This is a genomic window from Bacteroides xylanisolvens XB1A (genome assembly GCF_000210075.1).
In the GTDB taxonomy this organism is placed as follows: domain Bacteria; phylum Bacteroidota; class Bacteroidia; order Bacteroidales; family Bacteroidaceae; genus Bacteroides; species Bacteroides xylanisolvens.
Window position 1 is genome coordinate 3,694,370 of sequence record NC_021017.1, and the last position, 19,649, is coordinate 3,714,018.

The following is a 19,649-nucleotide window of genomic DNA, read 5'->3' on the forward strand; positions in this document are numbered from 1 at the left end:
ACCACCGTAAGTCATAAACCAAATTCCCCTCTGTGTCCTCCGCGTCCTCTGTGGTGAAAACCTAAACAAGAACTAATAACCTTCATCTTTCTATCAATTCCAGTCATTCCGTTTTGGGGGCTATTTTACCCTTTTACCCTCTTTGTAGCTTCCTGTAACGCTTGTTTTGGACGAATTTTAAGTTGAAATGAACGAAAACAAAGTCCTGTTAGACAGTATCAGAGAAGGAAGAAATGAATTGAAAGTTCCGTTTCGGACAGTTTATCTACATTTGCCTACAGAAAAACCAATCATTTGATATCATGAAAAAAGTATTATTGATTTCATTCGTAATCTTGTCTGTGGCTGCACAGATGACACATGCGCAAAAACAAGCAGTCATCAAGTTGACGGAAACAACGTTGATGCATGAAATGCGTGCCACTCCTTATCCTCTTGATAAAGCGGTGGTAAATGATCGTGCGGTTTCTTTCCAATGGCCGCTCCGTTCGGACATGAACTCGCAGGACAGTCCGTTGGATGGATTCGAACACAAAGTAAAGAAGGTAGATAAAACGAAGATTACCTATCGGTTACGTTATTCGCAGGATGCCGGATTGAAGTCCGGAGTTGTTCAGGTGGAAACTCGTTGGCCGTTCTATAATCCGGAACAACCGCTTGCGCCGGGGGGATGGTACTGGCAGTTCGGTTATGTAGAAAACGGACAAGTGACTTGGGGAAGCACCCAGCAAGTCACCGTAGAAGATCGTTCGGGCAAATTCTGTCCGCCTTCATTGAAAACAGTGTTGGCAAAACTACCTGCCGACCATCCGCGTGTGTGGATCATGAAGAACGAATGGAAGGACTTTATAAATCACAGCAAACAAAAGGCAGAAAGGCAATGGTATCTTGAGCGTGCAGATCAGGTACTTCAGAATCCAATGAAATCAGTGAAAGATATTAATGTCTCGCAGGTGAAGAATCTGAAGAACGAGATGCAGATAAATTCATACCTCACTCGTGAAAGCCGTCGCATCATCGATGCGGAAGAGGGAAATACCGAAGCATTGATACGGGCCTGGTTGCTGACGCAGGATACTAAATATGCTGACGAAGCTATCAAACGGGTATTTATCATGGCCGACTGGGATAAAGATAAGAATGTGAAAGGAGATTTTAATGCTTCTAGCTTATTGTCTCTCTGCTCTATGGCTTATGATTCTTTCTACGACCGGTTGAATACATCACAAAAGAAAGCATTGCTGGAAGCCATCAAAAATAAAGGTGGTGAAATGTATGAGAACTTTAATAACAGGATGGAGAACCACATCGCCGACAATCATGTGTGGCAGATGACACTTCGCATCCTTACAATGGCGGCATTCAGTGTATATGGCGATCTGCCTGAAGCCGATACATGGGTGGATTACTGTTATAACGTATGGTTGGCACGTTTCCCCGGATTGAACAAAGACGGTGGCTGGCACAATGGCGATTCTTACTTTACGGTCAACACCCGTACATTAGTAGAAGTGCCTTACTATTATAGCAAACTGACCGGTTACGACTTCTTTTCCGATCCTTGGTATCAGGGAAATATCATGTATACCATCTTCCAGCAACCTCCTTTTTCCAAATCCGGAGGAAACGGAAGTTCGCATCAGAATGTGGGACGTCCAAACAGTATCCGTATAGGATATTTGGATGCGCTGGCACGCCTTACCGGAAACACTTATGCCGCTGATTTCGTACGCCGTACATTGAAAGTGGAACCGGAATATATGAAGAAAGCCTTATTGAGTAAGCCCGGTGATCTGGCCTGGTTCCGCCTGCAATGTGATAAACCTCTGCCGGAAGGTGAAGGATTGACAGCACTCCCTGCAGGATACGTCTTCCCCGCAACAGGACTTGCCTCTTTCCAGACGAACTGGGACAGAGTAGGTGGAAATGCGATGTGGAGTTTCCGGTCAAGCCCTTATGGTTCTACCTCTCATGCACTTGCCAATCAGAATGCTTTCAATACGTTCTATGGTGGAAAACCATTATTTTACAGTAGCGGACACCACATTGAGTTTACCGACGTACATAGTATGTTGTGCCATCGTGCCACGCGTGCTCACAATACGATTCTGGTGAACGGTATGGGACAACGTATCGGTACGGAAGGATATGGATGGATTCCCCGTTATTATGCCAGCGAGAAGATCGGGTATGTGCTGGGTGATGCTTCCAATGCTTACGGAAAAGTGATTTCACCGCTTTGGCTGACACGCGGCGAACAGTCGGAGGTGTATTATACGCCCGAAAATGGCTGGGATGAGAACCATGTGAAAACTTTCCGCCGTCACATTGTCAATTTGGGAAAGACAGGACTCATCTTTATCTATGACGAACTCGTGGCAGACGAACCTGTAAACTGGAGTTATTTGCTGCATACCACAGAAAATCCCATGACAGTGGATCAATCGAATCATCGCTTCGTGCATATTCAAGCCACGAACCGCGGAGGAGCATCAGACGCTTATCTTTTCTCCACCGGAACATTGCAGACTGATACGACGAGCCGTTTTTTCTATCCGGCAGTCAACTGGCTACGTGCTGATGACAAAGGGGTGTTCAAGAAGTATCCTAATCACTGGCATTTCACCGCTACATCGGAAAAGGCACAAGTATATCGTTTTGCCACTGTCATCAATACACATGCACTGAAATATCCTGCCAAAGATCCCGAAATCTTGTCCGACGGACGTATCAAAGTGGGCGGATGGCTGATCAGTGTTAACCTGAAATCCGACGGTGCTCCTTCATTCTTTATCCGCAGCACTCAAGAGAAGGTGAATATCACTTATAAAGGTGAAGCTACTGTCATCAATGAGGATGGGTACGAAACGGTAATGAGGGATACAGTGCCCGAACTGGAAATCTGATCAATGAACATGAAAGATACGAATATATGAGACACTCTACTTTTAATATGAGAACTATATGTCTGTTGGCTGCATTATCGGGCATAACCGTCTTGTCGGCACAGACTCCCGGTAAACCCCGTGTACAGACTTCGGCAGCTCCGGAGGAAACTACGGTTTACAAGCCCGGCGGGAAAAAGCAGGAAACAGCAGTTGCGACTTCTTCAAAAAAGGAGGAGGATAAACGCCAATCCGGCAAAGAGAATGCAGGAAAGAAAGCGGCTGCCTTTGATGGTCAACGCTATCTGGCACTGAAAACGAATGTAGTATATGATGCTTGTGCTTTGCTGAACCTTGCCGTGGAAATGCAGGTGCATAAAAAGATCACGGTAGAGTTGCCGTTGACTTGCAGTTTGTGGGACTTGGGGGATAAGCACGGCGTGCGTACGGTAGCATTGCAACCTGAAGCCCGCTGGTGGATAGGAAATGAAACAGGACGGGGACACTTTGTCGGACTGCACGCTCACATGGCATGGTTTAACGTGAAGTGGAACGATGACCGTTATCAAGATACTGATCGTCCGCTGTTGGGAGCCGGAATAAGCTACGGTTACAAACTCCCTCTTTCCAGACACTGGGGAGCGGATTTTAATCTGGGAGTGGGATATGCCAACATGAAGTATAACACCTATTATAATGTAGACAACGGCGCACAGCTGGATACGCGTGTCCGTCATTACTGGGGGATAACCCGTGTGGGAGCATCGTTGGTCTACCGCTTCTAACCTTAGATAGGAACATACATATAAATAAGATAACAATATGAGAAGAAATTTATATATACTGGCACAGTGCACTTTCTTGTTGTTCATCACCTTGCTGGTGAATGGATGCAGCCTGCACGAAGAACCGGAAATGACTCCCGAAGGAGAACTGGGAGTGGACCCGACAGCTGTAACACTCAACCTTAATCTGGCAATGAATCTAAGTTTGGCAGAAAGAGCACCGGTGACCATCACCCGTGCGTCGGAAACCAACTATCTGCGTCGTTTCATCGTAGAAGCCTATCTGGATAGACAGGTGGCGGCACGGCAAACGGTATATGAAGAGGATTTTAACCGTGCCAGTCTGTCTGTTAGTATGAAGCTGCACGCCCGTAATTACCGCATCCTGGTGTGGGCCGATTATGTGAATGCGGAGACACCGGAACAGGGACTTGTTTACGATGCCAAGAATCTGGCTTTTATCCTTCCTGCCGGAAAGTATATAGGGAATAGCCGCTATAAAGATGTTTTTGCTGCTTCTGCTATGGCAGACCTGACTTCTTTCCGCAATCATTGGGGAGCTGAAACAAGTCTTGACGTTGAACTGTATCGCCCCGTAGCACGCTATGAACTGGTGGCTAAAGATGTGGCAACGTTTCTCAATAAACTGTCCACAGGCGGACTGAAAGGTGAAAGTTTTACCGCTCGTGTGAAGTACAGTGATTATTTGCCTACCGGTTACAATTTGTGGGATGATGTACCCAAGAACTCGCTCATGTACATGGAATATAAAGTGGCCTTTGAACGCCCTGCCGATGGTACGAAAGAACTGATACTGGGATTTGACTATGTGTTGACCGATGCCGGAGAAACCGTTTCCATCCCTGTAGAGCTCGAAATCTTGAATGAGAAGAATGAAGTGCTGGCACGTACAGCTTTCCGTATTCCTTGTGAACGGGGCAAAAACACAACGGTACGCGGTAACTTCCTGACTTCCGATGCTAATGGAGGAATAGGGATCGACCCCGATTATGACGGTGATCTGGAGGTAGACCTTGGAGAATTATAAAATAGATAAATCAATTAAGAATTGCTTAACCATAAAACAATTAAGATCATGAAAAAGAACTTATTTTATTCGCTAATGGCTTTGTTCGTAGTGCTTTTTGCATCCTGTGGACAAGAAGAAATCGTTTCGGACAACGGAACAGAAATCAATGCTCCTGTTACTATCTCTGTACAGGCTCCTGTAAATAACGTCTTTAGCCGTGCGGTTACCATCCCTGACGGTTATACGATGCAATGTATCATGCAATTACTGAATGCTGATGGCAATAAGATAGGCGATCAGGTAACTAAACCGGTTACAGACGGTAAGGTATCTTTCACTATTTCCGTAGATGAACAAAAAGAAGTGTCGAAAGCATTGTTTTGGGCTGAATACGTGCCGGAAAGTGGTGCCGCTAATAAAGTATATAACACTGCTGATTTGAGAGTAGTAGGATATAATACTGCGTCATTCGATCTGACAAATGATGCGTTGATGGCAGCCAGCGACGCTTTCTGCGGAAAATTGGAAACGATTGGTAATGCCAGTGTGACATTGAAACGCCCGTTTGCTAATGTGAGCGTAAAACCGAAGAATCCGGAAGTAGCTGCGGCAGCTAATAAACTGGAAATAAAATATAACGCTTTGAGCGGATATGATATTTTAGAGGGTAAATGTTCTGCTACGACTCCTGTGACTTATACAAATGCAAGTTTTGCTTCTGCGGATGGCAATTGGTTCGCTAATTTCTTTTTTGCTCCTTCAAATGTAAGTAAATTTACAGAAGAAATAACCATGGCATTGAGTGGCGGATATAGTAAAGAGATTAAAATACCGGCAAATACATTACCTTTGGACGCTAATATGCAGATTATGGCTAAATTTGAAATCGGAGATGGAAACTTTGACATTGAAGTAGGAGTGGATCCGGATTATGAAGCATTGGAAATGAAAGTTGGTAGTTATATCAATGCAGAAGGTAAAGTGGTACGTGATGCAGCGGATGCTGTCGGTATTGTTTTCAAGATGGAGGCTATTGGTAGTGATGTGCCGGCTAATTATCCTGTAGCACTTCAAGGTAAGACAATTGCCGGATATGCGGTAGCGATTGAGAATGTGGCGACTGCTCGTCAGACTCTTAATACTGAATTATTGACTACTTTGGCTGAAACAGCTGCAGGTATGACAAATGGTACACAGACTACGGACGTTTTATTAACAGGTCTTGGAGATGTTGCCTTTAAAACAACTTATGAGAAATGGGTGGGAGAACATGCTCCTGATAGTGAGAATTTGAGTGCATGGTATATTCCTACATTGTCGCAATTGAGTGCGTTCATGGGTACATTGTTTACTATGAAAGAGATACCAGCTACTGGTAGTGAGGACTTCAGAAACATGTCGGAGTTTGAATTTGTCAATGGCAAAATGTTTGATAGAGAAACGATTGCTACAGTGAATTATGCTTCTAGTACTATCAATAACCAAGGTAATGTTTCTGGTGTACGTATTAATGTAGCTGATGGTGTTGTTACTAATGCACAAGAGGCGGGTATCAGTGTTAAGACAGCTCTTAATCAACAAGCTCTTTGCCGCCCAATGATTACAATCTTTAAATAGTCACTGAATATTCGACCTTACTCAATAGAAATTCAAGGAAAGTGGGATCCCCCCATCCCGCTTTACCTTCTTCTTACATTGAAACTTTTGAAAATAGCCCTCTAATCTTATACCAAGAAAAGAAAATAATATGCACACCACATTTCGCCTATCGGTTTTTCTTTTGTTCATGGTACAGCTGTTCTGTAGCTGTACATCTGACTCGCTGCCCGAACCGGACAGTACGCAGCCAGAGACGCCTGCCGGAATTCCCGATGCCTATCAGGATAAAATACGAACGCAACCTTATCCCAAAGCAGATAATGAATTGTATCTGAATCCTGCTCCTCTTATTGTTCCTCAAGCCATGAAGACGGGCGAAAGACTGCAATTTTCCCTTTCACGTACTGAAGATTTCAGCAGTTCCGAAACGCTACTTTCCGAACCGCAGGAATGGTGTATGTATAATCTTCATCGTCGTTTGGAGGTCGGCACATGGTATTGGCGCTTTCGTTCCACCAATCTTAATGGAACTACGCCCGGTGAATGGAGTGCTATCTATCGTTTCGAAGTAAAGAATGATACACCGGAATTTGTAACACCTCCTTTTCAGACATTCTTAGCAAATGCTCCCCGTCTGCATCCTCGTATTTACTGTTTTTTAGACGACCGTATCGGAGAGGCTCGTAACCGTGTCACTTCACACCCTGAATATGCAGAACTACAAAGTCGTGCTTCACAGGCATTGAAAGCCGAATACACCGGAATGACTGATTTATATAGCCGTGCAGAAGAGCTCCGGCAACATGCCACTTATCTTTATCAGGCCTATCATTTAACCCAAAAAGAAATTTATGCCGAAAAGTTACGCCAGCTTCTCGAAGCGTTGATTGTCGCTCCCCCTGCTGATGGACAGCTTTTTGCATCCAACTTTACTGCCAGCAACATCGCATGGTGTCTTGTTGCAGCCTACGATCTGCTTTATAATAACTTGTCTGCTTCCGATCGTACTGCTGCCGAAGAACTGATGATGCGTGTGGCACGTTACTATTACAAGGTAAATTGCGGTTTTCAGGAAAACCATCTCTTTGATAATCATTTTTGGCAGCAGAATATGCGCATCCTCTTTCAAGTGGCTTTGTCGCTTTACGACAAACCGGCCTATTCTTCCGAAGTGCTGCCCATGATGGAGTATTATTATGAATTGTGGACAGCCCGTGCTCCTGCTTCCGGTTTCAATCGCGACGGTATATGGCACAATGGTACCGGTTATTTCAGTGCCAATATCTTGACTTTGGCGTATATGCCGTCTCTTCTTTCATTCATCAGTCGGTACGATTTTCTATCACATCCGTGGTATCAGAATGCCGGACGTTCGTTGGTTTATACTTGCCCGCCGGGATCGAAAAGCAACGGCTTTGGTGACAGTAGTGAAAAGGGGAGTGAACCCAACCGTTTGGTTGCTGCCTTTGCTGACTATCTGGCGTGTGAAACGGGTAATTCCTATGCCGGATGGTATGCCGGAGAATGTCGGGACCTGTTGCGTCGGGATTATGAATTGCGTCTTTACCGGATGTGTACCGATCAGGATTACAATACAGCTTTTCCTGCCGGGGCTGATAAAATGGTATGGTATAAAGACGCCGGTGAAGTAGCCATGCACAGTGCTCCGGAAGATACGGGAAAGGATCTTGCGCTCTCGTTCCGTTCCAGTACATTCGGGTCCGGCAGTCACACTACTGCCAGTCAGAATGCTTTTAATCTGTTGTATAAGGGTGTCGATGTGTATCGCAGTACGGGCTATTATCAGAATTTCAGCGATGCTCATAATCTGATGTCCTATCGCCATACGCGGGCGCATAATTCACTGTTGGTAAACGGTATCGGACAACCTTATTCTACCGAAGGTTATGGCAGTGTGATGCGTGCTATGGGCGGACAGCATATCAGTTACTGTTTGGGAGATGCTTCACATGCTTACAGAGGTATCAGCAATGACCCGATGTGGGTTGGCTACTTCAAGCAGGCAGGTATTGAGCAGACGCCTGAAAATGGATTCGGTGCCACCCCGTTGACTAAATACCGTCGGCACGTGTTGATGCTTCATCCTCATACGGTGATTGTGTATGATGAGCTGGAAGCATCGGAGGCTGTCTGCTGGGAGTGGCTGTTGCATAGTCCTACGGAATTTAAGATCGATGCGGTAAAGAAAACGTTGTCTACAAATAATAAAACCAAAGGATGGATGGCTGTGACGCAGCTTTTTGGAGGACATGTTTTTACGCTGTCCCAAACGGACCGTTTTGTAGTGCCGCCCGCCATCATCGGAGCGGAGTATCCCAACCAGTGGCATTTGACTGCACGGGTTGACGGTTGTTCTGCCACCCGTTTCCTGGCTATTATTCAGGTAGGAGATGAGGCTGTTTCTATTATTAACCGTGACGGTGATACCTTTAATGTAGGCGACTGGACGGTCAAAGCGGTTTTGGATGCTTCCAAGGCACCGGAACTGACAGTGAGTCATCGCACCGAACAAGCAGTATTTAGTTATGGAACAGACAATCCTGCGTTGAATGGCAATTTTTACTCTCGACAATATACGGGTTCCTCGTTGCTTTACGATGAGATAGATGGGGTTTATCAGGTGGTTGAAATGACCGACCGGAGTCCCATATCTACCCGGGTAGTAAATCAATGATAAACAATGAAACATAGTGAATATAAATAACAAACAGAATATGATGAAAAATAGAATTATTTGCATTTTGTTGCTTCTTGTCGGTGCATCCGGCATTTATGCCCAGAGTTTGACCGTTACCGGTAAGGTGGTGGACAACGAAGGCTTGGAAGTGATTGGAGGAAATGTAACCGTGAAAGGAAAACAAAACACGGGTACCATTACCGATATCAATGGTAAATACACCATTACCGTTAGTGATCCGCAGAAAGATGTCTTGGTTTTCTCTTTTATCGGATTGGAAAATATGGAAGTACCCGTGAAAGGAAGAAAACAGATTGATGTGACCATGAAAGCTGCGTCGGTATTGTTGGATGAGGTGGTAGCTATCGGTTATGCAACAGTAAAGCGTAAAGACCTGACCGGTTCCGTGGCTTCTGTGAGAAGCGACGATTTGCTCAAAGTTCCTTCGTCTGATGTAACCCAGGCTTTAGCGGGACGTATGGCGGGTGTGCAGATTATACAAACAGACGGTCAGCCCGGTGCTACGATGTCAGTGCGTGTTCGTGGCGGTATATCAATTACGCAAAGCAACGAACCGCTTTATATTATCGACGGATTTCCGACGGAAGATGGCATGTCCAGCCTTGATCCTGCCGATATTGAAAGTATCGACGTGTTGAAAGATGCTTCGGCAACAGCCATCTACGGCGCCCGGGGAGCGAATGGCGTAGTGGTAATCACCACCAAAAGCGGTGCGAAAAGTGAAGGGAAAGCGACTCTTACTTTCGATTCTTATGTCGGTGTGCGTACGCTTGCCAAGCGGTTGGATGTATTAAGTGTAGAGGAATTTGTGTTGGCGGATTATGAAAGAACATTAGGAGATGCTACTGATCCCGAGGAAAGTATGCGGTCATGGCAGAATCGTTACGGTGGTTTTGTCGATCTTCATGAAAACTATGGTAACCGTAAAGGTATCGACTGGCTGGACCGTACGATGGGACGCACTACCGTTACGCAAAATTACCGGGTAGGCGTCAACGGTGGTAATGATAAGTTGAACTACAATATGTCTTATGGTTACTTCAAGGATGAAGGTGCGATGGTATATAGCGGCAGCGACAAACATAATATTGCGCTTAGCGTGAAAAGCGAAGTGAATAAGCGGCTCTCCGTTACAGGACGTATCAACTTCGATTATCTGAAAGTGTATGGAGCAGGTGTTGCCGGAAACGGTACGAATGAAGGCGGAAGCAATGTAGATGCAAAGTTTAATAAAATGGTTCAGATTTTGCAATACCGTCCTACCATTGGTATACGTGGTAATGACTCGGATTTGTTGGCAGGAGAAGACCCTGTATTAAGCGATGCGGACGGAAACGTGATGCAGAACCCGTTGATTGCCGCCGCTGAAGAAAAGGATAATAAGGAAACACGTACTTTGCAAGCCAATGGCGGACTGACTTTCAAAATCATCAAAGGATTGACCTTCCGCAACAATACGGGTATGCGTTATCAGCTTTACCGCCGGGAACTTTTCTATGGCGACCAATCTATAATGGGAAGACGTAACGGTATTTACGGCTCTATCAGAAATACGGAGACCGGAAGTTTTCAGACTTCTAACGTCCTGACTTATGACAAACGTTTTCAGAAGAAGCATAAAGTGGTAGTACAATTGGGACAGGAATTTGTAAAACGCTGGACTCGTGTGCTCGAATCCGGTGTCAGTGGGTTGCCTACCGATGAGTTCATTTTGGGAGATATGAGTCTGGGTACTCCATCCGTTGCTTCGTCCGATGAAAACTATGATGACAATCTGCTCTCTTTCTTCGCTCGTCTCAACTATGACTTTACCGATAAGTATTTGTTTTCCGCAACTTTCCGTGCGGATGGCTCTTCTAAATTCGGTAAGAATAATAAATGGGGATATTTTCCTGCCGTATCAGCAGCATGGCGTGTGGTTGAAGAGGATTTTATAAAGAAACTGAATGTTTTCTCCGACTTGAAATTCCGTATCGGATACGGTTTGGCGGGTAACAACAGAATCGGTAGTTATAACAGCCTTGCTTTGATGTCTTCCATCATCACCGCTATGGGAGATCAGCTTACTCCCGGTTATGCTTCCAAGCAGATACCGAATCCCGACCTGAAGTGGGAAGCGAACAAGACTTTTAATATGGGGGTCGATTTAGGATTTCTGAATCAACGTATCACCATTTCACCCGAATTCTATATAAATAGGAGTAGTAACTTGCTGCTTAACGCCCAGTTGCCTTATTCTTCCGGTTATCAGAGTATGTTGATTAATGCCGGAGAAACGAAGAATGTAGGTGTGGAACTGACTGTGAATACTGTGAATTTCTCTACAAAGAAGTTTAGTTGGAACACTACACTGACGCTGTCTCACAATAAAAATTCAGTGAAAGCATTGACCGGTGAGGCGGTGCAACTCTATGAAGCCAGGTTCGGCTTTAACCAAAACACTCATCGTATTGCTGTCGGAGAACCATTAGGACAGTTCTATGGTTACATCACCGAAGGGCTGTATCAGGTAGATGATTTCAATTATGATGCTTCTACGCAGACCTATACCCTGAAAGATGGGATACCTTATCATGGTGATAAAGGCCGGATTCGTCCGGGTATGTGGAAGTTTAAGAACTTGACCGGAGACGATAATGTGATTGATGAAAATGATAAAACGGTCATTGGTAACGCTCAACCGAAATTCTACGGAGGATTGAACAACTCTTTTACTTACAAAGGATTTGATTTAAGTATATTCCTGACTTTCAGCTATGGCAACGAAGTGCTGAATGCGACCAAACTGGTTACCAGTAAGGTAGGTAGCTTGAACTACAATGCATTGGATGTGATGAATAGCTCTAATCGTTGGATGACCATCAATTTGGATGGACAGAAAGTGACAGATCCCGGAGAACTGGCTGCTCTGAATGCTGGTAAAACCGTAGCTGCTTATCATGATGCTCAACAAGGAGACAATTATATTCATTCATGGGCAGTGGAGGATGCTTCCTATTTGAAACTAAGTAATGTGACTTTGGGATATACATTCCCTAAAAACCTGATTGCAAGGGTAGGATTGAAGAATTTGCGTTTGTATGCCACCGGTAATAATCTCTTGACTTGGACCAAGTATTCAGGTTTTGATCCGGAAGTTTCTACGATGAAAAGCGGTTTGACACCGGGTGTTGACTTTGGAGCGTATCCGCTTAGCCGTTCTTTTATTTTTGGTCTCAACGTAGCATTTTAATTCTTTAAATACATAGTAATCATGAAAAAGATACATCTATTATATGCCGTATTCGCCTTGTTGGCAACAGGATTTTCCTCTTGTGAGGATTTGCTGACGGAAGAACCTAACTCAAAATATGACCGGGACCGCTATTTCGATTCGGAAGATAAAGCGGAAATGGCAGTGATGGGAATATATAGTTCATTGTCGGACTTTAATCATTATGGTTGGTACGAAATGGCTTCTCCTGCATCAGACGATACCTATTATACGGCTCGTACGCAGTCTGACAATCAGGTTCACGATATTGCACATTATCAGCTAAACTCCACGAATACGTGGATTGAAAGTATCTGGAAACTGAAATATGAGGGAATCGACCGGGCTAACCTCACCATTGACGGAATCTGTGGCATGACAGGATACGCAGAAAATACCCGTCTGAAAGTATTGGAAGCGGAAGCTCGCTTTCTGCGTGCTTTCCTCGCATTTGATTTGGTGAGATATTGGGGAGATGTGCCTTTCAAAACATCTTATTCATCATCCTACGAATCTGCTTTTGGTGAACGTGTGGACAGGGAAGTGATTTATGACGAGATTATATCCGACCTTACTTTCGCTAAAAACAATCTGGATTGGGCAACTGCTTCTTCCAGTCCCGAACGGGTGACGCAAGGGGCTGCCCGTGCATTGCTGATGCGTGTATATTTGCAACGTGCAGGATATAGCCTTCAATCGAATGGACAGTTGAAACGTCCGGAGGACAGTAAGCGGATGGAATATTTCGATGCAGTGATAAAAGAGTGGGAGGCTTTTGAAAAGAAAGGATACCATGATTTTTATGATGGTGGTTATGAGGCACTCTTTAAAAGCTACTCGCAGGGGGTACTGAATAATAAGGAGAGTCTTTGGGAGATTGCTTTCTATCATTCACAAGGACGTCGTAACGGTGGAGCATGGGGGATTTATAACGGTCCGCAGGTGGCGGAACCTACCGGAGTTTCTGCATCTGAATCAAATCAGTATATGGGACGTGCCAACGGTTTCTTTATAGTAGTCCCCGAATGGCGTAACTTTTTCGAAGCGAGCGATAAACGTCGTGATGTCGCTATTTGCACCTATCGTTATACCTGGAATGGTACTAAAAAAGAGCATGTAAAAGAAGAAAGAAGTGCAGGTAGCTGGTATGTGGGAAAATGGCGCCGGGAATGGATGCCGAAAGAGTCATGGAACAAGAATATCAATTATGCGGATGTGAACTATTGCCCTTTGCGTTATGCTGATGTGGTATTGATGGCTGCCGAAGCGTATAATGAAACAGGAACGGACAGACAGAAAGCATGGGATTTGTTGAATAGCGTACGTACACGTGCTGAAGCGACTTCTATTACAGAAGCGAATTATGATGAAATGATGAGCATACGGAAAAAGACACATAACCTGACTTTCATCGACGACTCTACACCGGAAGGAAAGTTTCGGACGGCTCTCTACTGGGAACGCGGCTTTGAACTGGCTTTTGAAGGACAGCGCAAATATGATCTGATACGTTGGGGAGTGTTGGGAAAGGCTCTGAAACTGTTTGGTGAGATCAGTTCCGTCAATCAGAAAGAGAACAAACCATATCCGGCTTACCGGAATTTTACGGAGGGTAAACATGAACTTTTCCCTATCCCTCTGAAAGAGATACAAAGTAATCCGAAACTCAATGGAATGAATAATAACGGGTATTGAGAAGACTCTCAATAGAATAGGCGACTGGAAAAATATACAAAAATAGTTTGCCAATTCAAAGAAAAGCCGTACTTTTGCAAGCCGATTATTATCACAAAATGATAAGAGATTAATTCATAGCAAGTTAGTATTCCTTTGTCCGGGGAAGACTAATGAGTGGTGAAGAAATTTTTAGTAGTAACATTTAAAAAACAAAATTAGAGTGGATACTTTAAGTTACAAGACCATTTCTGCAAACAAAGCGACTGTAACCAAAGAATGGGTTATCGTTGACGCTACAGACCAAACATTAGGCCGTCTGGGAGCAAAAGTTGCAAAATTGCTGAGAGGAAAGTACAAACCAAACTTTACTCCTCACGTAGACTGCGGTGATAACGTTATCATCATCAATGCAGACAAAGTAAAACTGACTGGTAACAAATGGAATGACAGAGTTTATTTGTCATATACAGGTTATCCTGGTGGTCAGAGAGAAATGACTCCTGCCCGTTTGATCACAAAACCGAACGGTGAAGAGAGATTACTGAAAAAAGTAGTGAAGGGCATGCTTCCTAAGAATATCCTGGGAGCTAAATTGCTGAATAACTTGTATGTTTACGCTGGTAGCGAACACAAACAGGCTGCTCAGAACCCGAAAATGATTGATATTAATTCATATAAATAAGATATAATGGAAGTAGTAAATGCATTAGGCAGACGTAAACGTGCTATTGCACGCATATTCGTAAGCGAAGGTACAGGAAAGATTACTATTAACAAGAGAGACCTTGCAGAGTACTTTCCATCAACTATTCTTCAGTATGTTGTAAAACAACCATTGAACAAGCTGGGTGCTGCTGAGAAGTATGACATCAAGGTGAACTTGTGTGGTGGTGGTTTCACAGGTCAGTCTCAGGCATTGCGTTTGGCAATTGCTCGTGCACTGGTTAAGATGAACGCTGAAGATAAAGCTGCTCTTCGTGCAGAAGGCTTCATGACTCGTGACCCTCGTTCTGTTGAACGTAAGAAACCGGGACAGCCGAAAGCTCGTAGAAGATTCCAGTTCAGCAAGCGTTAATGTGCTGCCTGATAGAGGAATATGTTTAGTATCTAAACTACTGGGACTCTGCTCATAGACTACCCAGCGGTTGGTTTAGAAAAAACAAAAAAGAAAGTAAACGATTTAAAGAAAAAACAAGATGTCAAGAACAAATTTTGATACATTATTGGAGGCTGGTTGCCACTTCGGACACCTTAAGAGAAAGTGGAACCCTGCAATGGCTCCTTATATTTTCATGGAACGCAATGGTATTCATATCATTGACCTCCACAAAACAGTTGCAAAAGTAGACGAAGCTGCTGAAGCTTTGAAACAGATTGCCAAATCTGGCAAGAAAGTTCTTTTTGTTGCTACTAAAAAACAAGCTAAACAAGTTGTAGCTGAGAAAGCTCAATCTGTTAATATGCCTTATGTAATCGAACGCTGGCCGGGTGGTATGTTGACTAACTTCCCGACTATCCGTAAGGCTGTGAAGAAAATGGCTACTATCGATAAATTGACTAACGATGGTACTTACTCTAACCTTTCTAAGAGAGAAGTTCTTCAGATTTCTCGTCAACGTGCAAAATTGGACAAGACTTTGGGATCTATCGCTGACCTGACTCGTCTGCCGTCTGCATTGTTCGTTATCGACGTAATGAAAGAAAACATCGCAGTTCGCGAAGCTAACCGTCTGGGTATCCCTGTATTTGGTATCGTTGATACTAACTCTGATCCTTCAAACGTAGATTTCGTAATTCCTGCTAACGATGACGCTACTAAATCAGTAGAAGTTATCTTGGATGCTTGCTGCGCTGCAATGATCGAAGGTTTGGAAGAAAGAAAAGCTGAAAAGATCGATATGGAAGCTGCTGGTGAAGCTCCTGCTAACAAAGGCAAGAAGAAATCAGTGAAAGCTAGACTCGACAAGTCTGACGAAGAAGCTATCAACGCAGCTAAAGCTGCTGCTTTCATCAAGGAAGACGAAGAGGCTTAATATATAAAATGTGCCAATTTGCTAATGTGCAAGAGTATATTTATACGCTTGTATCTTGATTGGCAGATTGGCACATTTTTTTGTTTCGAAAATTATTATTCATTTAAATAAAGGAAATTATTATGGCTGTAAGTATGGCTGATATTACCAAGCTGCGCAAAATGACCGGAGCTGGTATGATGGATTGCAAAAACGCGTTGACTGAAGCTGAAGGCGATTTCGACAAGGCAATGGAAATTATCCGTAAGAAAGGACAAGCTGTTGCTGCTAAGCGTTCGGAACGTGAAGCTTCTGAAGGTTGCGTTTTGGCTAAAACTACCGGTGACCGTGCTGTTATCGTTGCTTTGAAGTGTGAAACTGACTTTGTGGCTCAGAATGCTGATTTCGTGAAACTGACTCAGGATATTCTTGATCTTGCTGTGGCTAATAAATGCGCTACTTTGGACGAAGTAAAAGCATTGCCGATGGGTAACGGTACTGTACAGGATGCAGTGACTGACCGTAGCGGTATCACAGGTGAGAAAATGGAACTGGATGGTTACATGACTGTAGAAGGTGTATGCACTGCTGTTTACAATCACATGAACAGAAATGGTCTTTGCACGATTGTTGCTTTCAACAAGGAAGTGAACGAGCAGTTGGCTAAGCAAATAGCTATGCAGATTGCTGCCATGAACCCGATTGCTATTGATGAAGATGGCGTTTCTGAAGAAGTAAAACAGAAAGAAATTGAAGTTGCTATTGAGAAGACAAAAGCAGAACAGGTACAGAAAGCTGTAGAGGCTGCTCTGAAGAAAGCTAACATCAACCCGGCTCATGTGGACAGCGAAGAACACATGGATAGCAACATGGCTAAAGGATGGATTACAGCTGAAGATGTAGCTAAAGCAAAAGAAATCATTGCTACTGTTTCTGCAGAGAAGGCTGCACACCTGCCTGAACAAATGATTCAGAACATCGCGAAAGGTCGTCTGGGCAAGTTCTTGAAAGAAGTTTGCTTATTGAACCAGGAAGATATCATGGACGGTAAGAAAACTGTAAGAGAAGTGTTGGCTGCTGCTGACCCTGAACTGAAGATTGTTGATTTCAAGCGTTTCACTTTGAAAGCTGAATAATCAATCAGATTCAAATTCTATGATGTGTCCTTAAAAACGGAACACGTTAACTTAATAGAGATATTCATTAAGACTCTCTATTTGAAGATACAAGAAAGGCAACTAATTCATAACGAGTTAGTTGCCTTTTCTTTTGATTTGATCTTATCATTCCTTTCCTCAAGAAACTGCCATGTATAACATGAGGCACATTCTTGGGGAGGATTATTTCAATGCTTTGTCTATTTCCTTCATCAGCTTGTCCATTTCTTCTTTTTTATAACCGACAGTGGCGGATATCACTTTCCCTTCTTTGTTGATTAAGTAACTTCTGGGAATGTATTGACTGGCAAACTTACCTGTGACTTCCCGTTTCGGGTCCGGGTAGAGAGGAAATGTAAACCCTTTACGCTTGTTGTATTCCGTTAATTGATCGTCGGTATGTTCGCGCCCGATTACTAACATGCAGAAATCTTTGTTGTCCTTATATTTAGGCCAGAGTGTTTTTTGAACTTCAGCCAGTTCGCTTTGGCAAGGACCACACCAAGTAGCGAAAATATTGATTAATACAACTTTTCCTTTCAGGTCCTCGGAGTTTACAGTACCGTTCACTGTTGAATGAAGGGTGAAAGCAGGCATACTATCGCCTACCTTGACGATATCAGCATTGTTGTCTTGTGCAAATGACAACAGTGAGAATAACGCTGCTGCAAAGAATAATGTTACTTTTCTCATATCTTTAAAATTTCTAGTTACAAAATGCTATTTAGTTTAACCTCCTATACCTTTTGTTTTAGAGTATCCTTCTTTAATGAGCAGCTCTATGATTTTGGTTTTGAAATCTCCTTGCACCATAATCTCTCCGTCTTTAGCCGATCCGCCTACTCCGCATTTGCTTTTCAGTAGCTTACCCAGCTCTTTCAAGTCGTTTTCCGTACCTATAAATCCGGTAATTAATGTGACCACTTTACCGCCCCGGTTCTTTTTGTCAATGGAAACTCGCAGGTTTTGTTTGTTTTTGTCGAGAGTAACTTGCTCTTCATCGTTATCCATTTCATAGCCGAAGTCCGGATTCGTGGAATACACTACGTTTAATCTATCTTTCCAATCATTATTTTTCATACTCGTCATTTTTAATCCTTTTCAAAAGTATTAAACTTATGGAAAAGAGCAAAATTTGAACCTCTTTTCATTGTTTTGTTTAATCTCTATTAAGGTTTTCTGTTATAGGGTTGTCAGTCTCAAAAAAGATTGTACTTTTGCAAAATACCAAATTTAGTAAGAAGTATGAGCACATCTATACGAAAAGAGGCGGATAAAGTGCCGGAGCCTACCTTGCGCAGACTTCCCTGGTATCTGTCCAACATAAAACTAATGAAAGAAAAAGGAGAACAGTACGTCTCTTCTACACAAATCTCTAAGGAAATAAATATTGATGCTTCTCAAATCGCCAAGGATTTATCCTACGTCAATATCTCCGGGCGCACGAGAGTAGGGTATAACATTGATGCGCTGATTGAAGTGTTGGAGAGTTTTCTTGGATTTACCAATATGCACAAAGCCTTCTTGTTTGGTGTAGGTAGCCTGGGGGCTGCTTTGCTTCGGGATTCAGGTTTGCATCATTTCGGGCTGGAGATTGTGGCAGCTTTTGATGTGAATCCGGAATTGGTGGGAAAAGACCTGAATGGTATTCCTATTTTTCACTCCGATGATTTTGAGGCAAAGATGAAAGAATACGATGTAAATATCGGTGTGTTGACCGTGCCTATTAATATTGCTCAGGAAATTACAGATAAGATGGTAGACGGAGGTATAAAAGCCGTATGGAACTTTACTCCTTTCCGAATCCGTGTACCCGAGAATATTGTGGTGCAGAATACGTCTTTATATGCTCATTTGGCTGTTATGTTTAACCGATTGAATTTTAACGAGAAATAATGAAGATTATTGCAGTAGGCATGAACTACGCCCAGCATAACAAAGAACTGGGACATACACAAGTAAATACGGAGCCGGTGATTTTTATGAAGCCTGATTCTGCTATTCTGAAAGATGGCAAACCGTTTTTCATCCCCGACTTTTCCAACGAGATACATTATGAAACGGAATTGGTAGTCCGTATCAACCGATTGGGGAAAAATATCGCTCCCCGTTTTGCTAACCGCTATTATGATGCTGTGACAGTCGGTATCGACTTTACAGCCCGTGACCTTCAACGAAAGTTCCGTGAACAGGGGAATCCCTGGGAGCTTTGTAAAGGTTTTGACTCATCGGCTGCTATTGGGACTTTTGTTCCGGTAGAGCATTATAAAGATATTCAAAATTTGAACTTCAATCTGTTGATCGACAGTAAAGAAGTACAGCGTGGCTGTACAGCAGATATGCTTTTCAAGATAGATGATATTATCGCTTATGTCAGTCAGTTTGTAACGTTGAAAATCGGTGATCTACTCTTTACGGGGACTCCTGTCGGTGTAGGTCCTGTTAGTATCGGACAGCGTTTGCAAGGTTATCTGGAAGAGGAAAAACTGCTGGATTTCTATATCCGTTGATCTTTTTTATTCATTAGTACTC

At 43.4% G+C, this 19,649-nt stretch carries 15 protein-coding genes; 13 read left to right on the plus strand and 2 right to left on the minus strand.

Annotated elements, in window-relative coordinates; translation table 11 throughout:
- Nucleotides 1-302 precede the first annotated feature (302 nt).
- The 11 genes from BXY_RS14310 (at nt 303) to tsf (ending at nt 17,096) form a co-directional block, all read left to right on the plus strand.
- Nucleotides 303-2,906 carry a DUF4962 domain-containing protein gene (locus tag BXY_RS14310; RefSeq protein WP_015532281.1) on the plus strand — a complete coding sequence of 868 codons (2,604 nt, stop codon included), beginning with the start codon at nt 303-305 and terminating at the stop codon, nt 2,904-2,906.
- A 26-nt stretch (nt 2,907-2,932) separates the two neighbouring features.
- Nucleotides 2,933-3,670: a DUF3575 domain-containing protein gene (locus tag BXY_RS14315; protein WP_134993276.1), complete on the plus strand. Its 738-nt coding sequence runs from the start codon at nt 2,933-2,935 to the stop codon at nt 3,668-3,670.
- Between the two features lie 37 nt (nt 3,671-3,707).
- Nucleotides 3,708-4,718 (plus strand): DUF6562 domain-containing protein, encoded by a 1,011-nt coding sequence (locus tag BXY_RS14320; RefSeq protein ID WP_004305572.1) that lies wholly within the window; start codon nt 3,708-3,710, stop codon nt 4,716-4,718.
- A 48-nt stretch (nt 4,719-4,766) separates the two neighbouring features.
- Entirely contained in the window at nt 4,767-6,317 is a 1,551-nt protein-coding gene (locus BXY_RS14325) for a hypothetical protein (protein ID WP_015532283.1), read from the plus strand.
- Between the two features lie 130 nt (nt 6,318-6,447).
- On the plus strand, nt 6,448-8,994 hold the full coding sequence (locus tag BXY_RS14330) for a DUF4962 domain-containing protein (protein ID WP_208946821.1): 2,547 nt from the start codon (nt 6,448-6,450) through the stop codon (nt 8,992-8,994).
- 40 nt (nt 8,995-9,034) lie between these two features.
- Nucleotides 9,035-12,250 carry a SusC/RagA family TonB-linked outer membrane protein gene (locus tag BXY_RS14335; protein ID WP_015532285.1) on the plus strand — a complete coding sequence of 1,072 codons (3,216 nt, stop codon included), beginning with the start codon at nt 9,035-9,037 and terminating at the stop codon, nt 12,248-12,250.
- Nucleotides 12,251-12,271: 21 nt separating this feature from the next.
- Nucleotides 12,272-13,966, plus strand: coding sequence for a RagB/SusD family nutrient uptake outer membrane protein (locus tag BXY_RS14340; RefSeq protein ID WP_015532286.1), 1,695 nt, complete (start codon nt 12,272-12,274; stop codon nt 13,964-13,966).
- A 202-nt stretch (nt 13,967-14,168) separates the two neighbouring features.
- The gene (rplM, locus tag BXY_RS14345) at nt 14,169-14,630 is read left to right on the plus strand and encodes a 50S ribosomal protein L13 (RefSeq protein ID WP_004297202.1); all 462 of its coding nucleotides are present in this window, start codon (nt 14,169-14,171) and stop codon (nt 14,628-14,630) included.
- Between the two features lie 6 nt (nt 14,631-14,636).
- Nucleotides 14,637-15,023: a 30S ribosomal protein S9 gene (gene rpsI / locus BXY_RS14350; protein ID WP_004297203.1), complete on the plus strand. Its 387-nt coding sequence runs from the start codon at nt 14,637-14,639 to the stop codon at nt 15,021-15,023.
- Between the two features lie 121 nt (nt 15,024-15,144).
- Nucleotides 15,145-15,981 (plus strand): 30S ribosomal protein S2, encoded by an 837-nt coding sequence (rpsB, locus tag BXY_RS14355; RefSeq protein ID WP_004297204.1) that lies wholly within the window; start codon nt 15,145-15,147, stop codon nt 15,979-15,981.
- A 122-nt stretch (nt 15,982-16,103) separates the two neighbouring features.
- Complete coding sequence (tsf, locus tag BXY_RS14360; RefSeq protein ID WP_004297205.1) at nt 16,104-17,096, plus strand: translation elongation factor Ts; 993 nt, start codon at nt 16,104-16,106, stop codon at nt 17,094-17,096.
- Nucleotides 17,097-17,300: 204 nt separating this feature from the next.
- On the opposite strand, the gene BXY_RS14365 is transcribed toward tsf, so the two are convergent.
- A complete protein-coding gene (locus tag BXY_RS14365) occupies nt 17,301-17,810 on the minus strand; it encodes a TlpA family protein disulfide reductase (protein WP_015532288.1) in 510 nt (169 codons plus the stop codon).
- 36 nt (nt 17,811-17,846) lie between these two features.
- Nucleotides 17,847-18,197: a translation initiation factor gene (locus BXY_RS14370; protein ID WP_008020449.1), complete on the minus strand. Its 351-nt coding sequence runs from the start codon at nt 18,195-18,197 to the stop codon at nt 17,847-17,849.
- Between the two features lie 165 nt (nt 18,198-18,362).
- Between BXY_RS14370 and BXY_RS14375 the strand changes: the two genes are divergently transcribed.
- Both BXY_RS14375 and BXY_RS14380 read left to right on the plus strand, forming a co-directional pair.
- A complete protein-coding gene (locus BXY_RS14375) occupies nt 18,363-19,013 on the plus strand; it encodes a redox-sensing transcriptional repressor Rex (RefSeq protein WP_004297208.1) in 651 nt (216 codons plus the stop codon).
- A complete protein-coding gene (locus BXY_RS14380) occupies nt 19,013-19,627 on the plus strand; it encodes a fumarylacetoacetate hydrolase family protein (protein WP_009038984.1) in 615 nt (204 codons plus the stop codon). The genes BXY_RS14375 and BXY_RS14380 overlap by 1 nt, the downstream gene beginning before the upstream one ends.
- The last annotated feature ends 22 nt before the right edge of the window (nt 19,628-19,649 follow it).

Excerpts from the sequence above, each read along its gene's own strand:
- BXY_RS14310 (WP_015532281.1), top strand. The coding sequence starts at position 303 with ATGAAAAAAGTATTATTGATTTCATTCGTAATCTTGTCTGTGGCTGCA.
- BXY_RS14315 (WP_134993276.1), top strand. The coding sequence starts at position 2,933 with ATGAGACACTCTACTTTTAATATGAGAACTATATGTCTGTTGGCTGCA.
- BXY_RS14320 (WP_004305572.1), top strand. The coding sequence starts at position 3,708 with ATGAGAAGAAATTTATATATACTGGCACAGTGCACTTTCTTGTTGTTC.
- BXY_RS14325 (WP_015532283.1), top strand. The coding sequence starts at position 4,767 with ATGAAAAAGAACTTATTTTATTCGCTAATGGCTTTGTTCGTAGTGCTT.
- BXY_RS14330 (WP_208946821.1), top strand. The coding sequence starts at position 6,448 with ATGCACACCACATTTCGCCTATCGGTTTTTCTTTTGTTCATGGTACAG.
- BXY_RS14335 (WP_015532285.1), top strand. The coding sequence starts at position 9,035 with ATGATGAAAAATAGAATTATTTGCATTTTGTTGCTTCTTGTCGGTGCA.
- BXY_RS14340 (WP_015532286.1), top strand. The coding sequence starts at position 12,272 with ATGAAAAAGATACATCTATTATATGCCGTATTCGCCTTGTTGGCAACA.
- rpsI (WP_004297203.1), top strand. The coding sequence starts at position 14,637 with ATGGAAGTAGTAAATGCATTAGGCAGACGTAAACGTGCTATTGCACGC.
- rpsB (WP_004297204.1), top strand. The coding sequence starts at position 15,145 with ATGTCAAGAACAAATTTTGATACATTATTGGAGGCTGGTTGCCACTTC.
- tsf (WP_004297205.1), top strand. The coding sequence starts at position 16,104 with ATGGCTGTAAGTATGGCTGATATTACCAAGCTGCGCAAAATGACCGGA.
- BXY_RS14365 (WP_015532288.1), bottom strand. The coding sequence starts at position 17,810 with ATGAGAAAAGTAACATTATTCTTTGCAGCAGCGTTATTCTCACTGTTG.
- BXY_RS14370 (WP_008020449.1), bottom strand. The coding sequence starts at position 18,197 with ATGAAAAATAATGATTGGAAAGATAGATTAAACGTAGTGTATTCCACG.
- BXY_RS14375 (WP_004297208.1), top strand. The coding sequence starts at position 18,363 with ATGAGCACATCTATACGAAAAGAGGCGGATAAAGTGCCGGAGCCTACC.
- BXY_RS14380 (WP_009038984.1), top strand. The coding sequence starts at position 19,013 with ATGAAGATTATTGCAGTAGGCATGAACTACGCCCAGCATAACAAAGAA.